20 protein-coding genes are annotated in these 17,949 nt (G+C 68.1%); 8 read left to right on the plus strand and 12 right to left on the minus strand.

The genetic code is table 11. The annotated features are described in order from the left end of the window. The coding region (locus AC5Y6X_RS05965) for a condensation domain-containing protein (RefSeq protein WP_499985279.1) at positions 1–1,629 on the minus strand (1,629 nt) is incomplete at its 3' end. Between the two features lie 689 nt (positions 1,630–2,318). On the opposite strand from AC5Y6X_RS05965, the gene AC5Y6X_RS05970 reads away from it, so the two are divergent. Continuing rightward, positions 2,319–2,555 carry a hypothetical protein gene (locus tag AC5Y6X_RS05970; RefSeq protein WP_324681156.1) on the plus strand — a complete coding sequence of 79 codons (237 nt, stop codon included), beginning with the start codon at positions 2,319–2,321 and terminating at the stop codon, positions 2,553–2,555. Positions 2,556–2,587: 32 nt separating this feature from the next. Here the strand turns inward: AC5Y6X_RS05970 and AC5Y6X_RS05975 are convergent, their stop codons facing one another. Together AC5Y6X_RS05975 and AC5Y6X_RS05980 are read right to left on the minus strand one after the other, a co-directional pair. After that, positions 2,588–3,307, minus strand: a complete 720-nt coding sequence (locus tag AC5Y6X_RS05975) for a hypothetical protein (protein WP_324681157.1) — start codon at positions 3,305–3,307, stop codon at positions 2,588–2,590. After that, positions 3,268–3,957, minus strand: a complete 690-nt coding sequence (locus AC5Y6X_RS05980; RefSeq protein WP_499985281.1) for a C39 family peptidase — start codon at positions 3,955–3,957, stop codon at positions 3,268–3,270. Before AC5Y6X_RS05980 ends, AC5Y6X_RS05975 begins: the two co-directional genes overlap by 40 nt. A 145-nt stretch (positions 3,958–4,102) precedes the next feature. Between AC5Y6X_RS05980 and AC5Y6X_RS05985 the strand changes: the two genes are divergently transcribed. Next, complete coding sequence (locus AC5Y6X_RS05985; protein WP_324681159.1) at positions 4,103–4,456, plus strand: VOC family protein; 354 nt, start codon at positions 4,103–4,105, stop codon at positions 4,454–4,456. Between the two features lie 19 nt (positions 4,457–4,475). On the opposite strand, the gene AC5Y6X_RS05990 is transcribed toward AC5Y6X_RS05985, so the two are convergent. Next, complete coding sequence (locus tag AC5Y6X_RS05990; RefSeq protein ID WP_499985283.1) at positions 4,476–5,111, minus strand: HD domain-containing protein; 636 nt, start codon at positions 5,109–5,111, stop codon at positions 4,476–4,478. Positions 5,112–5,288: 177 nt separating this feature from the next. On the opposite strand from AC5Y6X_RS05990, the gene AC5Y6X_RS05995 reads away from it, so the two are divergent. The 3 genes from AC5Y6X_RS05995 (at position 5,289) to AC5Y6X_RS06005 (ending at position 8,197) form a co-directional block, all read left to right on the plus strand. Then, positions 5,289–6,095 carry an SDR family NAD(P)-dependent oxidoreductase gene (locus AC5Y6X_RS05995; RefSeq protein ID WP_324681161.1) on the plus strand — a complete coding sequence of 269 codons (807 nt, stop codon included), beginning with the start codon at positions 5,289–5,291 and terminating at the stop codon, positions 6,093–6,095. Continuing rightward, positions 6,092–7,051, plus strand: a complete 960-nt coding sequence (locus AC5Y6X_RS06000; protein ID WP_499985285.1) for a phosphotransferase family protein — start codon at positions 6,092–6,094, stop codon at positions 7,049–7,051. The genes AC5Y6X_RS05995 and AC5Y6X_RS06000 overlap by 4 nt, the downstream gene beginning before the upstream one ends. Before the next feature lie 462 nt (positions 7,052–7,513). Then, the gene (locus AC5Y6X_RS06005) at positions 7,514–8,197 is read left to right on the plus strand and encodes an MspA family porin (protein ID WP_324681294.1); all 684 of its coding nucleotides are present in this window, start codon (positions 7,514–7,516) and stop codon (positions 8,195–8,197) included. Here AC5Y6X_RS06005 and AC5Y6X_RS06010 read toward each other — a convergent pair. The 8 genes from AC5Y6X_RS06010 to AC5Y6X_RS06045 form a co-directional block, all read right to left on the minus strand. Next, complete coding sequence (locus AC5Y6X_RS06010) at positions 8,194–9,489, minus strand: acyl-CoA dehydrogenase family protein (protein WP_324681164.1); 1,296 nt, start codon at positions 9,487–9,489, stop codon at positions 8,194–8,196. The two genes, AC5Y6X_RS06005 and AC5Y6X_RS06010, sit on opposite strands and share 4 nt — an antisense overlap. 24 nt (positions 9,490–9,513) lie before the next feature. Continuing rightward, the gene (locus AC5Y6X_RS06015) at positions 9,514–10,290 is read right to left on the minus strand and encodes an enoyl-CoA hydratase/isomerase family protein (protein ID WP_499986450.1); all 777 of its coding nucleotides are present in this window, start codon (positions 10,288–10,290) and stop codon (positions 9,514–9,516) included. Between the two features lie 101 nt (positions 10,291–10,391). Continuing rightward, a complete protein-coding gene (locus tag AC5Y6X_RS06020) occupies positions 10,392–10,634 on the minus strand; it encodes a DUF1918 domain-containing protein (RefSeq protein ID WP_324681165.1) in 243 nt (80 codons plus the stop codon). Positions 10,635–10,739: 105 nt separating this feature from the next. Next, positions 10,740–11,570: an oxidoreductase gene (locus tag AC5Y6X_RS06025; RefSeq protein WP_499985286.1), complete on the minus strand. Its 831-nt coding sequence runs from the start codon at positions 11,568–11,570 to the stop codon at positions 10,740–10,742. Positions 11,571–11,597: 27 nt separating this feature from the next. Continuing rightward, complete coding sequence (locus tag AC5Y6X_RS06030) at positions 11,598–13,847, minus strand: carbon starvation CstA family protein (RefSeq protein ID WP_499985288.1); 2,250 nt, start codon at positions 13,845–13,847, stop codon at positions 11,598–11,600. Between the two features lie 37 nt (positions 13,848–13,884). Further along, positions 13,885–15,438, minus strand: coding sequence for an ATP-dependent DNA ligase (locus AC5Y6X_RS06035; RefSeq protein ID WP_499985290.1), 1,554 nt, complete (start codon positions 15,436–15,438; stop codon positions 13,885–13,887). Between the two features lie 35 nt (positions 15,439–15,473). Beyond that, on the minus strand, positions 15,474–15,665 hold the full coding sequence (locus tag AC5Y6X_RS06040) for an Rv3202a family protein (RefSeq protein ID WP_499985291.1): 192 nt from the start codon (positions 15,663–15,665) through the stop codon (positions 15,474–15,476). Then, on the minus strand, positions 15,662–16,009 hold the full coding sequence (locus AC5Y6X_RS06045; RefSeq protein ID WP_499985292.1) for a MerR family transcriptional regulator: 348 nt from the start codon (positions 16,007–16,009) through the stop codon (positions 15,662–15,664). The genes AC5Y6X_RS06040 and AC5Y6X_RS06045 overlap by 4 nt, the downstream gene beginning before the upstream one ends. A gap of 112 nt (positions 16,010–16,121) precedes the next feature. Between AC5Y6X_RS06045 and AC5Y6X_RS06050 the strand changes: the two genes are divergently transcribed. From AC5Y6X_RS06050 to AC5Y6X_RS06060, 3 genes are all read left to right on the plus strand, one after another. Beyond that, positions 16,122–16,544 carry an Hsp20/alpha crystallin family protein gene (locus AC5Y6X_RS06050; protein WP_324681172.1) on the plus strand — a complete coding sequence of 141 codons (423 nt, stop codon included), beginning with the start codon at positions 16,122–16,124 and terminating at the stop codon, positions 16,542–16,544. Positions 16,545–16,655: 111 nt separating this feature from the next. After that, positions 16,656–17,024, plus strand: a complete 369-nt coding sequence (locus tag AC5Y6X_RS06055; protein ID WP_499985294.1) for a J domain-containing protein — start codon at positions 16,656–16,658, stop codon at positions 17,022–17,024. A 142-nt stretch (positions 17,025–17,166) separates the two neighbouring features. Then, positions 17,167–17,925: an SDR family NAD(P)-dependent oxidoreductase gene (locus AC5Y6X_RS06060; protein WP_324681174.1), complete on the plus strand. Its 759-nt coding sequence runs from the start codon at positions 17,167–17,169 to the stop codon at positions 17,923–17,925. The last annotated feature ends 24 nt before the right edge of the window (positions 17,926–17,949 follow it).

Genomic DNA, 17,949 nt, shown 5'->3' on the forward strand with positions numbered 1-17,949 from the left:
GATCGGCAGGTAGGCGGCCCCGGTTTTGAGCACCCCGAGCATCGCGGTGATCGCCTGGCCCGAGCGGCCCAGCAGCAGCGCCACACACCCGCCCGGGCCCACCCCCCGCCCGGCCAGCATGCGCGCGATGCCGGTGGCGGCCGCATCCAACTCCGCGTACGTCATCGACTGGTCCAGGTAGGTCAGGGCCGGCGCGGTCGGGGTGGCCGCGACTTGGGCGGCGAATAACACCGGCACCGACACCCCGGCATCCGAAGCCGGCGCGGGTGCGCTGGCCACCGCGGTGTGGTTGCCCCACCCGGCCAGCCGGGTGTGCTCGACGACATCACACACGTCGATCGCCGACACCGGCCGGGCAAGGTCGCCGGCCATCGCCACGAGTACGCGCTGCAACCGCTTGACCAAATCGTGGACGTCAGAATTGGAAAATAATTGCCCGGCACCCGGCGTGCTGAGAAACAGCCGGTCACCGTCCCTAAAGAAAACCAGCCTGAACCGATCCCCGAGGCCATCATGGGTCACGGTCGCCGATACCGCAGAACCACCGAGATCCGCCATGTGTGTGGTCGGGATGAAATTAACGACTACTCGATTCGACGCCTGGTCGAAGCCGCGGAAAGACGCCTCGTTTGCAATGGTGCGCACCGGGAACCGCTGATGCTGCAACGCTTTTCGGATTTGGGCATCGACATGCTCACAAAAACCGGCAACGGTAGCACGCGGCGAAGCTTTCAACACCAGCGGAACCATCCCGGAAATCATTCCGGGCACCAGCTTTGACTCCGGACGCACACGCTTGCTTACCGGGAAATCGAACACGACATCCGAACTCCCGCCGTCACACCCGCGCACCAGCAGCGCACATGCCGCGGTAATCACCGAAGATCGGCGTATCCCCAGCGCTTGCGCCAACTCGTCGATTCCGGAAACCGCCAAAGGGTCCACCTGGACCGGTGCGGACGATTCATCCGGATCACGCCCGCCCGCGTCGTGCGTCAACCGAAAAAACGGTTCACTTTCCGGCGGGAGGTTGCTAGTCCAATAGGCCTTGTCATCGAGATAATCGGCGGACGCTTCGTAGTCCAATTCGCACTCAATAAGATCACGGAGCGACCCGAAAAAATTAGGAGGGAGCGACGCGCCGGAGGCAAGTGCGTTGTAAACAGTTGCGATTCGATGAAGAACAAAGGCGAGGCCGATGCCATCTACCACAATATGATGGCAGCACGCAAACCAATAAAATTCGTCCGCGCGCGTTTGCAACAACGCAAATTTGAACAGCGGGCCACTAAGCGGCATCACCGTGCGTTGGATCGACGACGCCAACCGATAAGCCGCGTCCGCAGGATCCGTCGAACCTCTGAGGTCGTGGCGAGCAAGCTCGACCTCCGGGTTATCGACCAACTGCTGGAAAACTCGGCCGTCCACCTCGAAAAACACAGCTCGCAGCGGTTCGGCTTCGCGCAGCACATGACGGATCGCCGACTCCAGCAGAGCAGGGTCGACCGGGCCCGCGATTCGCATGAGCACGCCGAGCTGCGAACCGGCATCGAAGCGACCCGTTTGCTCCGCAAGCCATATATCCAGCTGTGCGCGCGTAAGCGGAAGCGCCCGTTCGTCGAGTTTCATCCGGCGTCTGCCCCCCACACGCTCAGGCCCTCATGGCCCTGCCCACCGCGGCTCTGCCTCGCGCGCCGCTGATGGAGTTGTGTCGAGCTGGCGCCGCGCCTCCGGGCGCGCTTCTCGAGCGCGTCAGGGCGCTATGCATCGCGACGGTGTTCGGCCGTCGTTGACCAGCGGGAGTTTCCACACCCTGGGCGCAGCCAAGAGTGCAGGTCAAAGCGCAGTGCAGCCGAAACCACACGTCGAGGACACGCCGAGATCCAACCCATATCGATAGATCCGCCCCATGTCGATAGGTCCGCCCCATGCCGATAGATCCACGGTTTATATATCAAAATGCGCAGCCCCGCGGGCCTCTTCGGACCAGACTCTTTGTCCGCAATCTCGATCGCCGGTGGGCCTGCGCCGCGCAAGTCCGTGCTCCAGGGGGTTTCGATGCGGTTTTGCGGCCGCACACCTGGGGCGATGTGCCCTTGGGCGGTCCTTCGTACCATGCGACGACGATCCGACGATGCGTTTGCTGCACGCGGATGGGCTTGGCGAAGGCATCCAGCGGCGAATCGCGGTTCACGATCAGGCTTTGTCACGCGAAGAAGGCCCCTGGACTCCACCGTGTACACGACCTTCGACTTATTGGCCCAGATGTGTCCCGCGTGTGACCGCACCGCGACGATGACGAAGGACGCTCGATCATCGTGACGGTGCTCGCCGGACTCGCCGCTCTCGCCGCGGCAGCATGGGTCGGCTACTACTTCGGCCGGCGTATGGGTTCGACGCCGTCAACCTGGAAGAAGCGAACGAGCCGGATCGCGCTGGGGAGGCTCGCGATCACCCTGCTCGTGTTGATGACGGCACGGCGCATCCGCCGAGGCGTCCGGGTCGCGCCACTTGGATTGGCGCGGGGTTCCGGCGCGCGAATGCGGTGGTATTGAGATGCCCCGGCCGACGACGAGCGCAGCGAATCTTACTTGGCGCCAGGTGATTTCGTCGTCTCCACGTATCCGCGGGGTAACACCGAAAAGTCGACGCACGCAGCGGCCAATACGTCGCCCAACGCTGGAGCGACCGGCGCGTCGAGTTTGAGCCGCGCCCCGGCCGACGGCGCCTTCAAGGCGGCGACGTTGCGGTTGGTCAGCAATTGAATGGCTTCGGCTTCGATATCGCTCCACCCGGTGTGAACCGTCATCAGGGTGAGGACGCCGATGTCGTGACCGGCCGGGGACAGTATCCGATGATGCCAGGCGCTGTCGGCCTTTGATCCGGCGTGCGCCAATACCGTTGCCAGCATGTTGCCGCTGCCGTCTTCGAACCGTGCGGCTCCGTCGGCGGGCAGAATTCTTCCGACGGGCATGTCCCGCCTTGTGATGGTCGTGGTTCCTGCCACCGCGATCCGGAGTTCATCGCCCGAGGCGCCGGACAACGTGTGGTCGCCATTTCCACCGTTCTTCAAACCCAACAACACCGCGGCGCCGCCCTTTTGTCGGGCGTGCGCCAATTCCGCGCCGTCGGGCGTGGCGAGCTGGACCCGCAGGGCATTGGACATCGACCTCGTCACGCGCGCGACAACGACGGTGGCGTCTCCAAGTATCGGCATGCCGAAATCGTAGGCCGGATGGACGGATTCGTCTGGCGATGCCTCTCTGCCTATGCGGTGACGGTCATTTCGTCGTCGCTGCTGGCCCACGATCGGATGAAGATGTCGATCGGCACCCGGGCGTCTCGCCCGTCCTCGCTGCCGCTGTCGTTGAGGTGCACGACGCCGTCCGCGGTGTCGACACCGGTCACCACCACGGCGTGGTTGGCCTCGGGCTTGCCGTCGGGGGTCTTGTCCTCGACGGGTTCGCCCCAGATGAGTTCGGCGTTGACGGCGACGATCACCTTGCGGCCCTGGGCCAGATCCTGCTCGAGGGCCGGCATGCCCGTGGGCACACCGGTTTTGGCCGCGCTTTGCGTGTCGGTTTCGGCGGCGTGGACGCCGTAGTGCGCCAGCAGCGCCGGTTCATCCGCAAACGAGGTGCCGCTGCCCGGCTTGCGCTTCTTCGGCGTGGTGTAGATCGGCCCGGGGTGGACGGTGCTGGGCGTCGATTGGGCCACCCTGATGATGGCCTCCTCGGAGGGCTGGCCGCCGGTCAGTTCACCGACCACGTCGGCGACCGCCATGGGCACGCAGTCGTCGTCGTATTGCTGGTAACGCCAGAACGGGGCGGCGGCCGCGGGGTCACCGTAGAGCGTGCCCGGGGCGCCTTGCGCCTCGCCCGTCGCCGATCCCAGCACCGCCACACCGGCCAGCGCGACGGCGCCGGCGATCCGGGCCGCGGTTGCGATGCCGATCATGCGGTGTCCTGTTCGACGTGACAAGGTGGGTGTCCGCAGAAATGCTCTCGCCGGTGCCTCCACGAATTCTTGGAAGATTCTCTGCAGTGACCACCCGGCGCGATCGGGCTGTTAAATAGGCACACCGTTACCCATCGGAGGCACAGTGAGCGAACACGAAGTAAAGATGGTCGTCTTGTCCACCGACGACCTGGACGAATCGATCCGGTTTTACAGCGAGACCCTGGGGATGCCGCTGAAGTTCCGCGACGGAGCTCATTTCGCGGCGCTCGACGGCGGACCGATCACCCTGGCACTGGCGACCGCGGTGGACCATCCGATACCCGGGCAGGTCGTCGTCGGCATCAAGACGGCCGACGTCGATGGCGCGGCGAAGGCCGTCGAGGCCAGCGGAGGCGGCATTGTGAAGGGCCCGTACGACGACGCACACGAACGTCGCGCCGTCGTCTACGACAACAAGGGCAACGGCCTGGTCTTCTACAAGCCACTGGCCCGGTAGCCCACGCCCGGGGCTGACCTCAGTCGCCCCACCGGCCGTGCGACGCGGCGAGCTCGAGCAGGGTGACGCCGTCGGTGTTGCGTTCACGCAGCAGGTAGGCCGGGAATGAATAGGGCGGCGCCGCCCCGGGGCTGCGCTTTGCGTGCGTGGCGATGGCGTCTATCAGCGTGCGCGCCATGGCCAGCCGCGGGTAGCGCGCGTGGATCGCGGCGGCGGTCTGCTCGTCGACGAAGTCGGCGTTGACGCCGAAGTCCACGCCCACCCCGGTGCGGACCAGGTAGCACAGCGCTCCCCGCCGCTCGGCGAGGCCGCCGGAGGTATGCAGCGCGATGGCCTCCCACACGGCGTCGACGACGCCGCGGTCGCAGCCGTGTTCGGTCAGCAGGTTCGCGGCGAGGTCCGCGCCCTCCACCTCGAACCGCTCCTTGCCCGCGGCGGCCGCGCCGACACCAAGATCGTGGAGCACACAGCCCAGGAACAAGGCCTCGCTGGAGTAATCGGCGCCCGGGCGCATCCCCTCGGGCGCGGCGAGCAGTTCGGCGAACAAATAGCTGCGCACGCTGTGGTTGAACACCGATGGCGACTCGGTGGATCGCGCCAACTCGATAGCGGCCTGCCCGACGGGGGTGTCGACGAGATCGGGGACTTGCTGCATGAGCAATCACGTTAGGGCCGCCGCGCGGACGGGGGGAGTGGCCACAACGCCATGCCGCCCACGATTTAGGCCACGACGGACACGCCGCGGCCACAGACGGCCGCACTTCCGATCGCGCGACGATAATGACATTCTCTGTTCAGGAGAAGCCATTTCCAGACGGTGAGGAGGTCGAGGATGGGCGCTGGCCGACGGTGCGACGGGATGGTCGCCCTGGTCACCGGGAGCAGCCGGGGGTTGGGCAAGGCGATCGCGGCGCGCCTCGCGGCGGAGGGGGCCACCGTGGCGCTCACCGCGCGCACGATGGACCCCGACCCCAAGTACCAAGGCTCGCTGAGCCAGACCCGCGACGAGATCACGGCCGCGGGCGGCCGGGCCGTCGCGGTGCAGGCGGACCTGTCCCAATCCGACGAGCGGGCAAGGCTTTTCGCCGAGGTGGTGCAGGCCGTCGGCGCGCCCGACATCCTGGTCAACAACGCCGCGGTGACCTTCCTGCGGCCCCTGGACGGCTTTCCCGAGCGGCGCGCCCGGCTGATGATGGAAATGCATGTGCTCGGGCCGCTGCACTTGTGCCAGTTGGCAATCCCCGCAATGCGCGACCGCGGGCGGGGCTGGATCCTGAACCTCACCTCGGTGGGCGGGGACCTGCCGCCCGGGCCGCCGTTCTCCGAGTTCGACCGGACCGCGGGCTTCGGCGTCTACGGTACGGCCAAGGCCGCGCTCAACCGGCTGACCAAAAGCCTTGCCGCCGAGCTCTACGACGACGGGATCGCCGTCAACGCCGCCGCGCCGTCCAACCCCGTCGCGACGCCCGGGGCCGGCACCCTCGATCTGGCCAAGACCGACACCGAGGACATCGAGCTGATCACCGAGACCGCCTTCCGCCTGTGCACGGGCGATCCGAAGACCCTCACCGGTCGCATCGCGCACACCCAGGCCTTCCTCGCCGAGGTCGGCTGGACGAAGCCGGCCCCCCCTGAATGACCGAGCTCGACCTGCAGGACTTGCGACGGCGGCTCGGTGGTGCCGGGGTCACCGGCGTCGAACCGCTGGCCGGGGGAGCGTCCAGCCTCACCTTTCGCGGGGCGCGGGACGGCAGGGCGGTGGTGATCAAGGTCGCACAGCCCGGCGTCGAGCCCGTCGCGCATCGCGACGTGCTGCGCCAGGCGCGGATCATGAAAGCTCTTGCGGCCACACGAGTTCCGGTTCCCGAGGTGTTGTGGGAGGACGCCGGTGACCCGCCGCTCACGCCGCCGCTGTTCGTGATGTCCCATGTCGAAGGCGACTGCGTGGAGCCGCTGTTCGACGGTTGCGCACCGACGGCCGATCTGCCCGACCGCTATCGCAACGCAAGCCGGGTCATGGCGGCCCTGCACGGCCTGTCGCCGCCCGATCTTGGCCTGAGCGGCGAACCGGTCGTCGATCCGGTCGCGGAGGTCCGGCGGTGGTGCGACACGCTGCAAACCGTCGACGAAGCGTTGGTGTCCGGCTGGCAGGGTGTCCGCGAGGCGTTATTAGCCAGTGCGCCAACGGGTGTCGGGCCGAGCGTGGTGCACGGCGACTTCCGGGTCGGGAATCTCATCGCCGTCGGGGACCGCATCGACGCCGTGGTCGACTGGGAGATCTGGTCGATCGGCGATCCACGCGTCGACGTCGGGTGGTTCTTGATCAACTGCGACCCGGACACCTACCAACGCGTTCCGGCCTCGGCCGGCATGGCACCGCCGATCACCGAACTCGCCGAGATCTATCAACGCGAGCTGGGTCGCGAAGTCACCGACCTGCCCTGGTTCACCGCGTTGGCCTGCTTCAAGTCGGCCGCGACGTGGTCACTCATCGTCAAGCACAACCGCCGAAGGCGCTCTCCGCGAGGCGAATTGGAAGCGATGGCGACCGGCCTGCCCAGATTGTTGGCGCGCGCAGAGTCGATCGTGAGCTGACCCGCCGTTTACCGGCACCGCACGAATAGATTTTCGCAATACATGCCGACGCCACCCCAATTCTGCCCCGGACCGCCCTCGTCTTGCGTATCCACTCGCAGCGCCGGGGCCGCCCCCGAGATCATCTGGTTGATGACGATGTTGGCGCCGCCGGACCCATCGGTTTGTGGGTCCGCGTTGGCCACGCCGGTGGCGCCGAAGAGGTTCGCGACACACACCGCGCCGGCAAATAGTCCGGCAGCGCACGCGTGAAGTTTCATCGCCGCCCTCTCGGATCGTCTGCCCGAACCACTGATTACCAGAGACGCCATTCTACCCCTCGGCGAATGAGGAGGGTACACGTTCTGGCGCGGCAACATCGCATATCGATCACGAGCGTGCAACAACTTTGTCCGGCTAGCCAGCAAATTTCGCAACTCGAATCTCACGCTGCGTACGGTGTCGCCCGTGAGGCCGGTCGCTGTGGTTGTCCGCCGCGTTGCGGTTGTCGCCGTCTGCTTCGTCATGTCGGTGACCATGGCGCCCCCGGGAACCGCGGATCCTGACGTCGAGCCTGCCGCCGCCGAGGCGCAACCGGCCGACGGGCAGGTCCCCTCGGCCGAGCCGGCAACCCTCAACACCCCCGACGGCTGGGTCTTGACCCTCGGGGCGAAGGACGAGTCGCAAGTTCCCGTGGCGCCGTTGACCACCGCGGTCTCGTCACGCGAATACCTCGCCAGCGGGACATTCGTTGCTTCGCTGAGAGGACCGGAACCAGCTCGAGGCGTCCTCGAGGTGGGTTACGAGATCGGCTGCGGAATCGACATGAGCACGTCCAACGGCGTCACGATGGCGGGTAGCCAGGGCCTCAGCCCGGGCCTCGGCTTTACGGGACTGTTCACCGGTGTGCCCGGTGTTGTGCCGCTGGTTACCGCGCCGATGAACGGCGTGCTCAGCGTGGGGCTCAAGCCCGGGCTGATAATCGTGGTGCCGGTGGCCAAGAAGGAGTTCAGGGGTTCCGATCCCTGGGTCATGGTCAGCAACTTCCACGTCAAGATCGACGGGTGCGTGGGCCAGTCGTTCATCCGCTCCTACTCGACCCTGACCCGCGTGACCGATGAATCCGACGTGGTGCTGTCCTACGTCGGCGTCACCAAAGCGGTCTAACCGCGCGGGATACCGGCCAGCTTGTCCGCAAACTTGGCCTCGGCGGCCGCCCGCAACCGCAGCAGGTGCTCGGAGGGGAACAGGTCGGGCGCCGGGCGACGGTCCTTCAGCAACAGGCGCGCCAGCGTCACCTTGTGCACTTCGGTGGGGCCGTCGGCAAGGCCGAGCACGAAAGACTCCACCAGGTAATGCACGAACGGCATCTCATGGGTGGTACCCAACGACCCGTGTAGCTGAAGCGCCCGCGACGACACGTCGTGCAGCACCTTCTGCATCATCGCCTTGACGGCCGAGATGTCGGCGCGCACCGCGTGATAGTCGTTGAATTGGTCGATCTTCCAAGCGGTTTGGAGGGTGAGCAGCCGGAACGCCTCGATCTCCATCCAAGAGTCGGCAACCATCTCCTGGACGAGCTGCTTGTTGGCCAGCACCTCGCCCTGGGTGTAGCGCGACACCGCCCGCTCGCAGATCATGTCGAAGATCCGCCGGACCAGCCCCACCGTGCGCATCGCGTGGTGAATGCGCCCGCCGCCCAACCGGGTTTGCGCGACGACGAAGGCGCCGCCGCGCGGGCCCAGCATGTGATCGGCGGGCACCCGCACGTTTTCGTAGCGCACGTAGCCCTCGCGGCCGCCGCCCGGCGGCTGGTATCCCAGCCCGACGTCGCGCATCACGTTGATGCCCTCGGTGTCGCCGGGGACGACGAACATCGAGTAGCGCTGATACGGCGGCGCATCGGGGTCGGTCATCGCCATCACGATGATGAACGACGCCATCGACGCGAACGACGAAAACCACTTCTCCCCGTTGATGATCCAGTGATCGCCGTCGGCCACCGCGGTGGTGCGGAAGACCTTCGGGTCGGCCCCGCCCTGGGGTTCGGTCATCGAGAAGCAGGACACGATGCGGTTGTCCAGCAGCGGCTCGAGGTAGCGCGCCTTGAGCTCGGGTGTCCCGTAGTGCGCAAGGATCTCGCTGTTGCCGGAATCGGGTGCCTGCGAGCCGAAGACTATCGGCGCGCACTCCGATCGGCCCAGGATCTCGTTGAGCAGAGCCAGTTTCACCTGACCGTAGCCGGGTCCGCCCAGGTGCGGGCCGAGATGGGTGGCCCACAGGCCGCGCTGCTTGACGATCTGCTGCAGGGGCGGGATCAGCGCCTGCCGCACCGGGTCGCCCAGGTCATGAGACTCCTTGACGATCAAGTCGATCGGCTCGCACTCGGTGCGGACGAAGTCGTCGACCCATTCGAGTTGCTGCGCCCACTCCGGGTCGGTGGAAAAGTCCCACGACATCTGGCGTCCTCTCTGGGTTGCGGTTCACCGGGACCACTTTCGGCGGCGCGCCGCCGCCTCGTCGGTCGCATGCGCGATCACCTGGTTGCGATTCTCCAGCTCCAGCGCCGACGAGAAACCGGCCGCGTCGGTGTTGACTTGCAGCGCACGCTTTGTCAGTTCCACACCCAGCGGGGCGAGGTCGGCGATCAGCGACGCCAACTCCACAGCGCGGTCGCCCAGCCGGTCCGGCTCGACGACTTCGCTGACCAGACCGCGCCGGTCGGCCTCGGCGGCCGGCACGGTGCGGCCCGTGAGCATCCAGTCGGCCGCGACGCTGGTCCCGACGATGCGGGGCAGGTGGTAGCTCATGCCCATCTCCGCGCCCGACAGCCCGAGCAGGATGGCCCCGTTGCCGAATGATGCTGTCGCCGAACAGATCCGGATGTCGCAGGCAAGGCACAACGCGAATCCCGCGCCGACGCACGGGCCGTTGACCGCGGCGATGACGGGCTGCGGCAGCCGACGGACGGCCTCGGCCAATCCGGCCATGCCCTCCTGGAACCGCATTCGGTCCGCGGCCGGCGCTGTGGCCTCCGGCACGCCGGGCCCGAAGTCGCGGACGTCGATCCCCGCGCAGAAGCCCCGGCCCGCGCCGGTCAGCACGACCGCGCGCGCGGATCGGTCGACGGCCACATCCGCCAGCGTCCGATGCAATGCGGCCCGCATGGCCGCGTTGATCGCGTTGAGGGAATCGGGGCGGTTCAGGCGCAGAACCGCGACACCGTCGCGCGGCCGTTCGAGTTCCAGCGTGCCTGACAACCGGTAATCCCCTTCGATCACCACCGATCGTAATGTGTCTCTCGGCTTGGGAGAATAACCTTCTCCGCCAAACGCCAGGCTGTTCTCGCGGGGCTATGAGGCTATGCCGACGAGTGACCGGCCCGCGCGGCGGCGCGGCGCTCGGCCTCCGAGTGCTCGGCGGCGCTCACCACCACCGCGTCGGAGCCCGGGTAGACCGTCGCCTCGTGACCGTTCACCAGCCAGCGCACGACGTACGGCGGCGAGCCGTCGTCGGCGCGCACCCCGATGATCTCCGCGTGTTGATCGTGCTGTTCGGTGGTCGTGCCCTTGACCACAAGGAAGTCGCCGACCTTGGCCTTCATCGCCCACTCCCTTCTGTCGGTGCTGTGAAATCGCGCGGACTCTTCCCATCGTGCGCGCTTTGTGCACTCGACGGAAGCGTGGGACGGACACGATCCCCGGGGCATTCAGGAATCGAAGTTCGTGCCGCTCGTCAGCCCCTCCCATTTCGCGATCTCGGCCGCCCGTGCGTCGGCGACGTGGCGATAAAACGCCAGGGCGTCGGGCCCGAGCAGCAGGAATCCCGGGGGCTCGGCCGACTCGACCGCCGCGATGATCGCCGAGGCCGCCTTGGCCGGGTCGCCGGCCTGGTTGCCGTGCATGGTGTCGTTTTCCTTGCGCCGCCGCCCAGCCGTATCGGCGTAGTCGTCGATGACCGCGGCCGACTGCACCAGCGAGCGCCCGGCGAAGTCGGTCCGGAACGCCCCGGGCTCGACGACGATCACCGAGACGCCCAGCGGCGCGAGCTCGCCGCGAAGCGCGCCGCTCATCCCCTCGATGGCGGCCTTGGCGGCCGCGTAGTAGCCGGATCCGACGGGGGTCACGGTGGCGCCGATGGAGGAGATGTTCACGATCGCGCCGCTGCGGCGTGCCCGCATGCCGGGCAGCACGGCCTTGATCATCGCGACGGTGCCGAAGAAGTGCGTCTCGAACAGGGTGCGCACTTCGGCGTCGTCGCCCTCTTCGACCGCGGCCCGATAGCCGTAGCCGGCGTTGTTGACCAGGACGTCGACGCCGCCGAACCGCTCATCGGCCTGCCGGACGGCCGCGGCGACCTGATCGGGGTCGGTGACGTCGAGGGCGACGGGCAGCGCGCGGGCGGGCGCGGCGTCGGCCAGGTCGGCGACCTTCGCGCCATCGCGCGCGGTGACGACGGCATTGTGGCCGGCCGCGATGACGGCCTCGGCGAGCGCGCGACCGAGCCCGCTCGAGCAGCCGGTGATGAGCCAGGTGGACATGGGATTCGTTCCTTCCGATGGAGGCGGCTACAGCGCGTCCCACTGCTTCCGCACTTTCCGTTCGGTGGCCGTCGCAATCAGGCCCGACGGCGCGAACAGCCTCGACGGCATCGGGTCGTGCTCGGTCAGTGGCCTGCCACCGCCGCGAATCGCCCTGAGCGCGACGAGGATTCCGGTGACGACCACGATGACGACAACCAGCGCGAAGAGGATCGACAGGGTGCCCTGGACGAAGGTGTTCCTGATGACCTCGTCGAGCTGATGGGCGTCCCTCGCCGAACCGAACACGGTCTTGCCGGCGTCCTTCGCCGCCGCATACCGGGCGTGCTGGGTCCAGTAGCCGACGGCGGGGTCCCCGGAGAAGATCTTCTGCCACGACGCGGTGAGCGTGACCGTCAAGTCCCACAGCAGCGGAACTCCCGGGATCCACGCCCACTTCAGCAGCCCCTTCTTGACGACGATCACGGTGATGACGGTCAGCGCGATCGCCGCGAGCAGCTGGTTGGCGATGCCGAACAAGGGGAACAGCGTGTTGATGCCGCCGAGCGGGTCGGTCACGCCCATCAGCAGGATGCTGCCCCACGCCGCGGCCACGGCCAGGCTGCAGATCCACACGCCCGGGCGCCAGCTCGGGTTTCGCATCTTGGCCAGCGGGCCGCCCAGATTTCCCAACGCGTCGGACAGCATGAAGCGCGCCACGCGGGTGCCCGCGTCGACGGCGGTCAGGATGAACAGCGCCTCGAACATGATCGCGAAGTGGTACCAGAACGCCCTGAGGCCCGCGCCGCCGAAGACCCGCTCCAGCACCTCGGACATGCCGACCGCCAGCGTGGGCGCTCCGCCGGTGCGCGACACGATCGACTTCTCGCCCACGCTCGCGCCGGCCCGGGTGAGCTGGTCCGCGGTGGCCGGGGCGCCCGACAGCCCGAGCCCGTTGACGTAGTGGGCGGCGGTGGCCGCGGTGCCGCCGGTCTGGGCGGCCGGGGCGTTGAGGGTGAAGTAGAGGTGCTGGTCGAGGATCGCCGCGCTGATCAGCGCCATGACCGCGACGAACGACTCGGTGAGCATGCCGCCGTAGCCGATCAGCCGCATCTGGCTTTCCTTTTCCAGCATCTTCGGCGTCGTCCCGGAGGAGATCAGCGCGTGAAACCCGGACAGCGCGCCGCACGCGATGGTGATGAACAGGAACGGGAACAGCGAGCCGGGGAACACCGGCCCGTCGCCGCGGCCGGCGAATCCCGACACGGCGGGCGCCTGCATGAGCGGGTGCGCGACGCAGATGCCGACGGCCAGCAGGGCGATGGCGCCGACCTTCATGAACGTCGACAGGTAGTCGCGCGGCGCGAGCAGCAACCACACCGGCAGCACCGACGCGACGAAGCCGTAGATGACGATCAACCACGACACCGTCACCGGCGAGAGGTTCAACCACGCTGCGCCCCAAGGCGTTTCGGCGACCCAGTTGCCGGCGGCCACGGCGAGCATGAGTAGCACGAAGCCGACGATCGACACCTCCGCCACCTTGCCCGGGCGCAGGAAGCGCAGGTAGCAGCCCATGAACAGGGCGATGGGGATGGTCATGGCGATGGAGAACACGCCCCAGGGGCTCTGCGCCAAGCCGCGCACCACCACCAGCGCCAGCACCGCGATGATGATCACCATGATGGCGAAGGCGCCGATCAGCGCGGCGGCACCGCCGGTGGCGCCGAGCTCGTCGCGGGCCATCTGGCCCAGGGAGCGGCCGCGGCGCCGGGTCGAGATCCACAGCACCAGGTAGTCCTGCACGGCGCCGGCGAACACCGCGCCGACGATGATCCAGACGCTGCAGGGCAGATAGCCCATCTGCGTCGCCAGCACCGGACCGACCAGTGGCCCGGCCCCGGCGATGGCCGCGAAATGGTGGCCGAACAGCACGCGCCGGTCGGTGGGGACGAAATCCGTTCCGTCGTCCAGGATCTCTGCCGGCGTGGCGTGGTCGTCACGCGGGCGAACGATCTTCATCTCGATCAGCCGCGCATAGAACCGGAACCCGATGATGTAGGTGCAGATCGCCGCCACCACGAACCAGACCGCGTTCACCGTCTCGCCGCGGGCGAACGCGATGACCGCCCAGGCGACGGCGCCGAGCACGGCGATCACCGCGAAGACGACCCGGTGCCGGACGGTGATGGGGGAGCGGTCGACGATCGCGACGGCCGGCAGGTCTTCGTCGGTGCGGATGTAGCGGATACGGCCCGGGTCGCTTTCCCGTTCCGCGATGCGCTCCGCCACGGTCAAACCCTACGACGGCCGGGCGTCCGCCGCCCGGCGAGAATCAGTACAGCGAACGAATGGCGTCGATGGTGTCGGCCTCGGCCGGGCCCTTGTCGTCGCGGTAGCGCACCACCCGGGCGAACCGCAGCGCCAGCCCGCCGGGGTAGCGTGACGACGCCTGCACCCCGTCGAAGGCGATCTCCACCACCTGCTCGGGCCTCACCGCGACGACGTGGCCGTCCGTTCCGCCGACGGCGAGTTCGCCAAACCGGGCCGTCTGCCACTCCAGCATGGCGTCGGTCATGCCCTTGAAAGTCTTTCCCACCATGACGAATTCGGCGGTGGCCGGATCGCGCGCGCCCAGATGGATATTGGAGAGCTTGCCGCGGCGGCGCCCGGAGCCCCACTCGACGGCGAGCACCACCAGATCGAGCGTGTGCACCGGCTTCACCTTCAGCCAGCCCGCGCCGCGGCGGCCGGCCTGGTACGGCGCCGCCGGCGACTTGGCCATGACGCCCTCGTGGCCGGCGGACAGCGTCGCGTCCAGGAACCCGGCGGCCGCCGCGGGGTCCGACGTCATCAGCCGGTCCACCCGCTGGCCGGGCGGCACCAGCGCGTCCAGGGCCGCCAGCCGCTCGGTGGTCGGCGCGTCGAGCAGGTCGACGCCGTCGCAATGCAGGATGTCGAAGAAGAACACCGAAAGCCGTTGCGCGGCAAGGGCCCCTGATTTTGTGGGCGCCACGTCGACGGATCGGCCGAACCGGGACGCGGTGACCTGGAAGCGGTGCGGCCGGTTGTCCGGGCGCAGCGCGATTGCCTCGCCGTCGGCGATCAGGTCGCGCACCGGCAGCGCCAGCGTTGCCTCGACCACCTCGGGCAGCCGGGCCGTGACGTCGTCGAGGCTTCGGGTGTAGACCGTGACCTGGTCACCGGCGCGGTGGATCTGCACGCGCGCGCCGTCCAGCTTCGCCTCGAAAACGGCTGTGCCACCAAGGCGTTCGAGCGCATCGGCCACCCCGGCCGCGGTCTGCGCCAGCATCGGCCCGACGGGCCGCCCCACGCGCAGGGTGAACGCCTCCAGCGCGGCCGCAGCGCCGGACAGCCCGGCCCTCAAACAAGCCGCAGCCACCGCGGGCAGGTCGCCGCCCAGCATCGCGGCGCGCTGCACCGCCGCGGCGGGGACGCCGGCCGCCTTGGCCACGGCGTCGGCCATGATCCCGACCAGCGCGCCCTGGCGCAGCTCGCCGCTCATCAGCCGCAGCAGAAAGGTCTGTTCGGTCTCGGTGGCGGCGGCGAACAGGCCCGCGACGAGTTGGGCACGGCGGGTCTGGGATCCCTTGCCCGCCACCGCGCCGATCTCGGAGAACGCGGCGTCGACACCGCTCACGGTCAGCGTCGGGTGCGCCGAGGGCGGCGGGCGGGACCGCAGCGACGCCCAACCCACGCCGATCTGGCGTTGCCGCAGCTCGCCGGAGAGCCACGCCACGACGATGGCGACCAGTTCGGGGTCGGGCGCGGCGCGGCGGAGCAGGTCGGCGATGTGGGCGACCTTGGCGAGGCGCGACGGCGTGGCGCCGACGTCAACGGACGTGGCGGCCACGTCGAGAAGGAGCACGGTGGTCAGCTTGGCACGGCTGGGTGACAAGCCGTTCAGGGCCGATCGTGCCGCGGGACCGGGACGACGATGGCCTGGTCGATCACGTCGGCTTCGTTGGCGTCCCGATCACCCAGCGCCTCGACGTGGGTGGTGTCCAGCCCGATTTCATCCTCGGCGTCGACGACGAGGCGCTGGTGGATCGCGTCCGCCTCGGGTGCGTCGTACGGCAGGACGATGTCGTTCATGATCGGAACCCCTCCCTTCGTTTGCGGTCGGCCTTGAGCTTGGCGTTCAGCAGCTCCAGCCGCGTGTAGTCCGATTGCAGCTGGGTGTTCTTGCTCTCCAAGTCGAGGATCTGGGCGATGCCGGCCAGGTTGATGCCCTGATCGACCAGTTCGGAGATCCGCTGCAGGCGCGCCAGGTCGTCGTCGCTGTAGCGACGGGTGCCGCCCTCGGTGCGTGACGGCGCCAGCAGTCCGCGGCGCTCGTAGAGCCGCAACGTCTGCGGCGCGATCCCGGAAAGCTCGGAGGTCACCGAGATGCCGTACACACCGCGGCCGGAAGGAGCTGCTGTCAAGTCGTCGGTCAACGTTTCCCCTTCGGAAAAATCTCAAGGTGCCACTTGCGAAGTTATACATCGAATGGTATCAAAAATCTATGCCTGCAGACGTAGATAGTCTGCCTGGATCGGAGGTGAAATCATGGTGTTGATGCGTACAGATCCGTTCCGTGACCTCGACCGCTGGACCCAGCAGGTTCTCGGCACCGCGGCCCGCCCCGCGGTGATGCCGATGGACGCGTGGCGGGACGGCGACAAGTTCATCGTCGAATTCGACCTGCCCGGGGTGAAGGCGGATTCGCTGGACCTCGACGTTGAGCGCAACGTGCTCACGGTCCGCGCCGAACGCCCGAATCTGGACGAAAGCCGCGAGATGGTTTCCGCCGAACGGCCGCGCGGCGTGTTCAGCCGCCAGCTGTTCCTCGGGGAGAACCTCGACACCGACAAGATCGACGCCGGCTACCACGACGGCGTGCTGCGGCTGACGATCCCGATCGCCGAAAAGGCCAAGCCGCGTCGCATCGAGGTCAGCCACGACGGCCGGAAATCGGCGATCAACGCCTAGCAGCCGGAGGGCCGTTCCCGCCGACCGCCGGCAGTCGACATCCGCGGGTGACGCGGGGGTTGCGCGCCGCCCGACGACTGCCGGCGCGGGTGAAAGTATGGGTGCGCCACGATGACAGACCCCTACAACCCGTACACGGTGCTGGGTGTCTCGCCGACCGCAACCCAGGCCGAAATCACGCACGCCTACCGGCGCCACCTGCGCGACTACCACCCGGACACCCGTCGCAAGGCGCCGAATCCGGGCGCCGACGAACGCCTGCGCCAGATCCTTGCCGCTTACGCCCTGCTGCGCGACCCCTCCCGCCGCGCCGAGTACGACCGCGCTCACCCCGCCCGCGCTTACCCCGACCGCGCTCACCCCGCCCGCGACGAAACCGGCTCGGTCCGGATCACCGTCACCCGCGCCGACCCCGGTGACACCCGCTCCAGAGACGAGCGGCCTCCGCTTTGGGTTGGACCGGTCCGCTGGCACCGCTGAACCCGGCCGCGAGAGGGCGTCCGGCCCGGCTTGGCATGGCTCGGTGACAAGGCCGCGGGGCCAACACGCTAGCGTGCCTAGATAACGTTACAGATCGCGCGGATTCTGACACGCCTACGAAAGCCTAGAAAGGGAGGTCCGGATGGAGATCAACGGGAAGAAGGCCGTCGTCATCGGCGGCGCGTCGGGGATGGGCCGGGCCACGGCCGAGCTGTTCGCCGAGCGCGGCGCGGACGTCGCCGTGCTCGACCGGGAGGGGTCCGACGGCAAGCAGGTTGCCGAGGGCATCAACGGCTCGTTCTACCCGGTCGACGTCACCGACTTCACCGGCACCGAGGAAACATTGCAGGCCGCGGTCGACAAGCTCGGCGGCCTGCATGTCGTGGTGACCACCGCCGGCGGCGGCATCGCCAAGCGGACGCTGACCAAGTCCGGCCCACACGACCTCGAGTCCTTCCAGTCGGTGATCGACCTCAACCTGATCGCCACCTTCAACATCAGCCGGCTGGCCGCGGCGCACATGGCCAAGAACGAGCCCGAGGACGAGGAGCGCGGCGTCATCATCAACACCGCGTCGATCGCGGCCTTCGAGGGCCAGATCGGGCAGGTCGCCTACACCGCCGCCAAGGCGGCGATCGCCGGCATGTGCCTGACGATGGCGCGCGACCTCGGGTCTATGGGCATCCGGGTGCTGGCGATCGCCCCGAGCCTGTTCCTGACGGGGCTCACCGCGATGGTTCCCGACGAGATGGCGGCCACCCTGACCCGCGACGCCGCGTTCCCGAAGCGGATGGGCCGGCCCATCGAGTACGCGAAGCTGGCCGCCGCCATCGTCGACAACCCGATGCTCAACGGCCAGTGCCTGCGGCTGGACGCGGGACAACGGTTCGCGCCCAAGTAGATCCCACCGGCGGCGCCCGCCCCG

This window comes from Mycobacterium sp. NGS26 (genome assembly GCF_059813025.1).

Bases quoted from the DNA above. Each gene is read 5' to 3' on its own strand.
- AC5Y6X_RS06020 (WP_324681165.1), bottom strand. From the start codon at position 10,634: ATGAAGGCCAAGGTCGGCGACTTCCTTGTGGTCAAGGGCACGACCACC.
- AC5Y6X_RS05995 (WP_324681161.1), top strand. From the start codon at position 5,289: ATGGGCGCTGGCCGACGGTGCGACGGGATGGTCGCCCTGGTCACCGGG.
- AC5Y6X_RS06055 (WP_499985294.1), top strand. From the start codon at position 16,656: ATGACAGACCCCTACAACCCGTACACGGTGCTGGGTGTCTCGCCGACC.
- AC5Y6X_RS06040 (WP_499985291.1), bottom strand. From the start codon at position 15,665: ATGAACGACATCGTCCTGCCGTACGACGCACCCGAGGCGGACGCGATC.
- AC5Y6X_RS05990 (WP_499985283.1), bottom strand. From the start codon at position 5,111: ATGCAGCAAGTCCCCGATCTCGTCGACACCCCCGTCGGGCAGGCCGCT.
- AC5Y6X_RS06000 (WP_499985285.1), top strand. From the start codon at position 6,092: ATGACCGAGCTCGACCTGCAGGACTTGCGACGGCGGCTCGGTGGTGCC.
- AC5Y6X_RS06010 (WP_324681164.1), bottom strand. From the start codon at position 9,489: ATGTCGTGGGACTTTTCCACCGACCCGGAGTGGGCGCAGCAACTCGAA.
- AC5Y6X_RS06060 (WP_324681174.1), top strand. From the start codon at position 17,167: ATGGAGATCAACGGGAAGAAGGCCGTCGTCATCGGCGGCGCGTCGGGG.
- AC5Y6X_RS05980 (WP_499985281.1), bottom strand. From the start codon at position 3,957: ATGATCGGCATCGCAACCGCGGCCCGGATCGCCGGCGCCGTCGCGCTG.
- AC5Y6X_RS06025 (WP_499985286.1), bottom strand. From the start codon at position 11,570: ATGTCCACCTGGCTCATCACCGGCTGCTCGAGCGGGCTCGGTCGCGCG.
- AC5Y6X_RS06050 (WP_324681172.1), top strand. From the start codon at position 16,122: ATGGTGTTGATGCGTACAGATCCGTTCCGTGACCTCGACCGCTGGACC.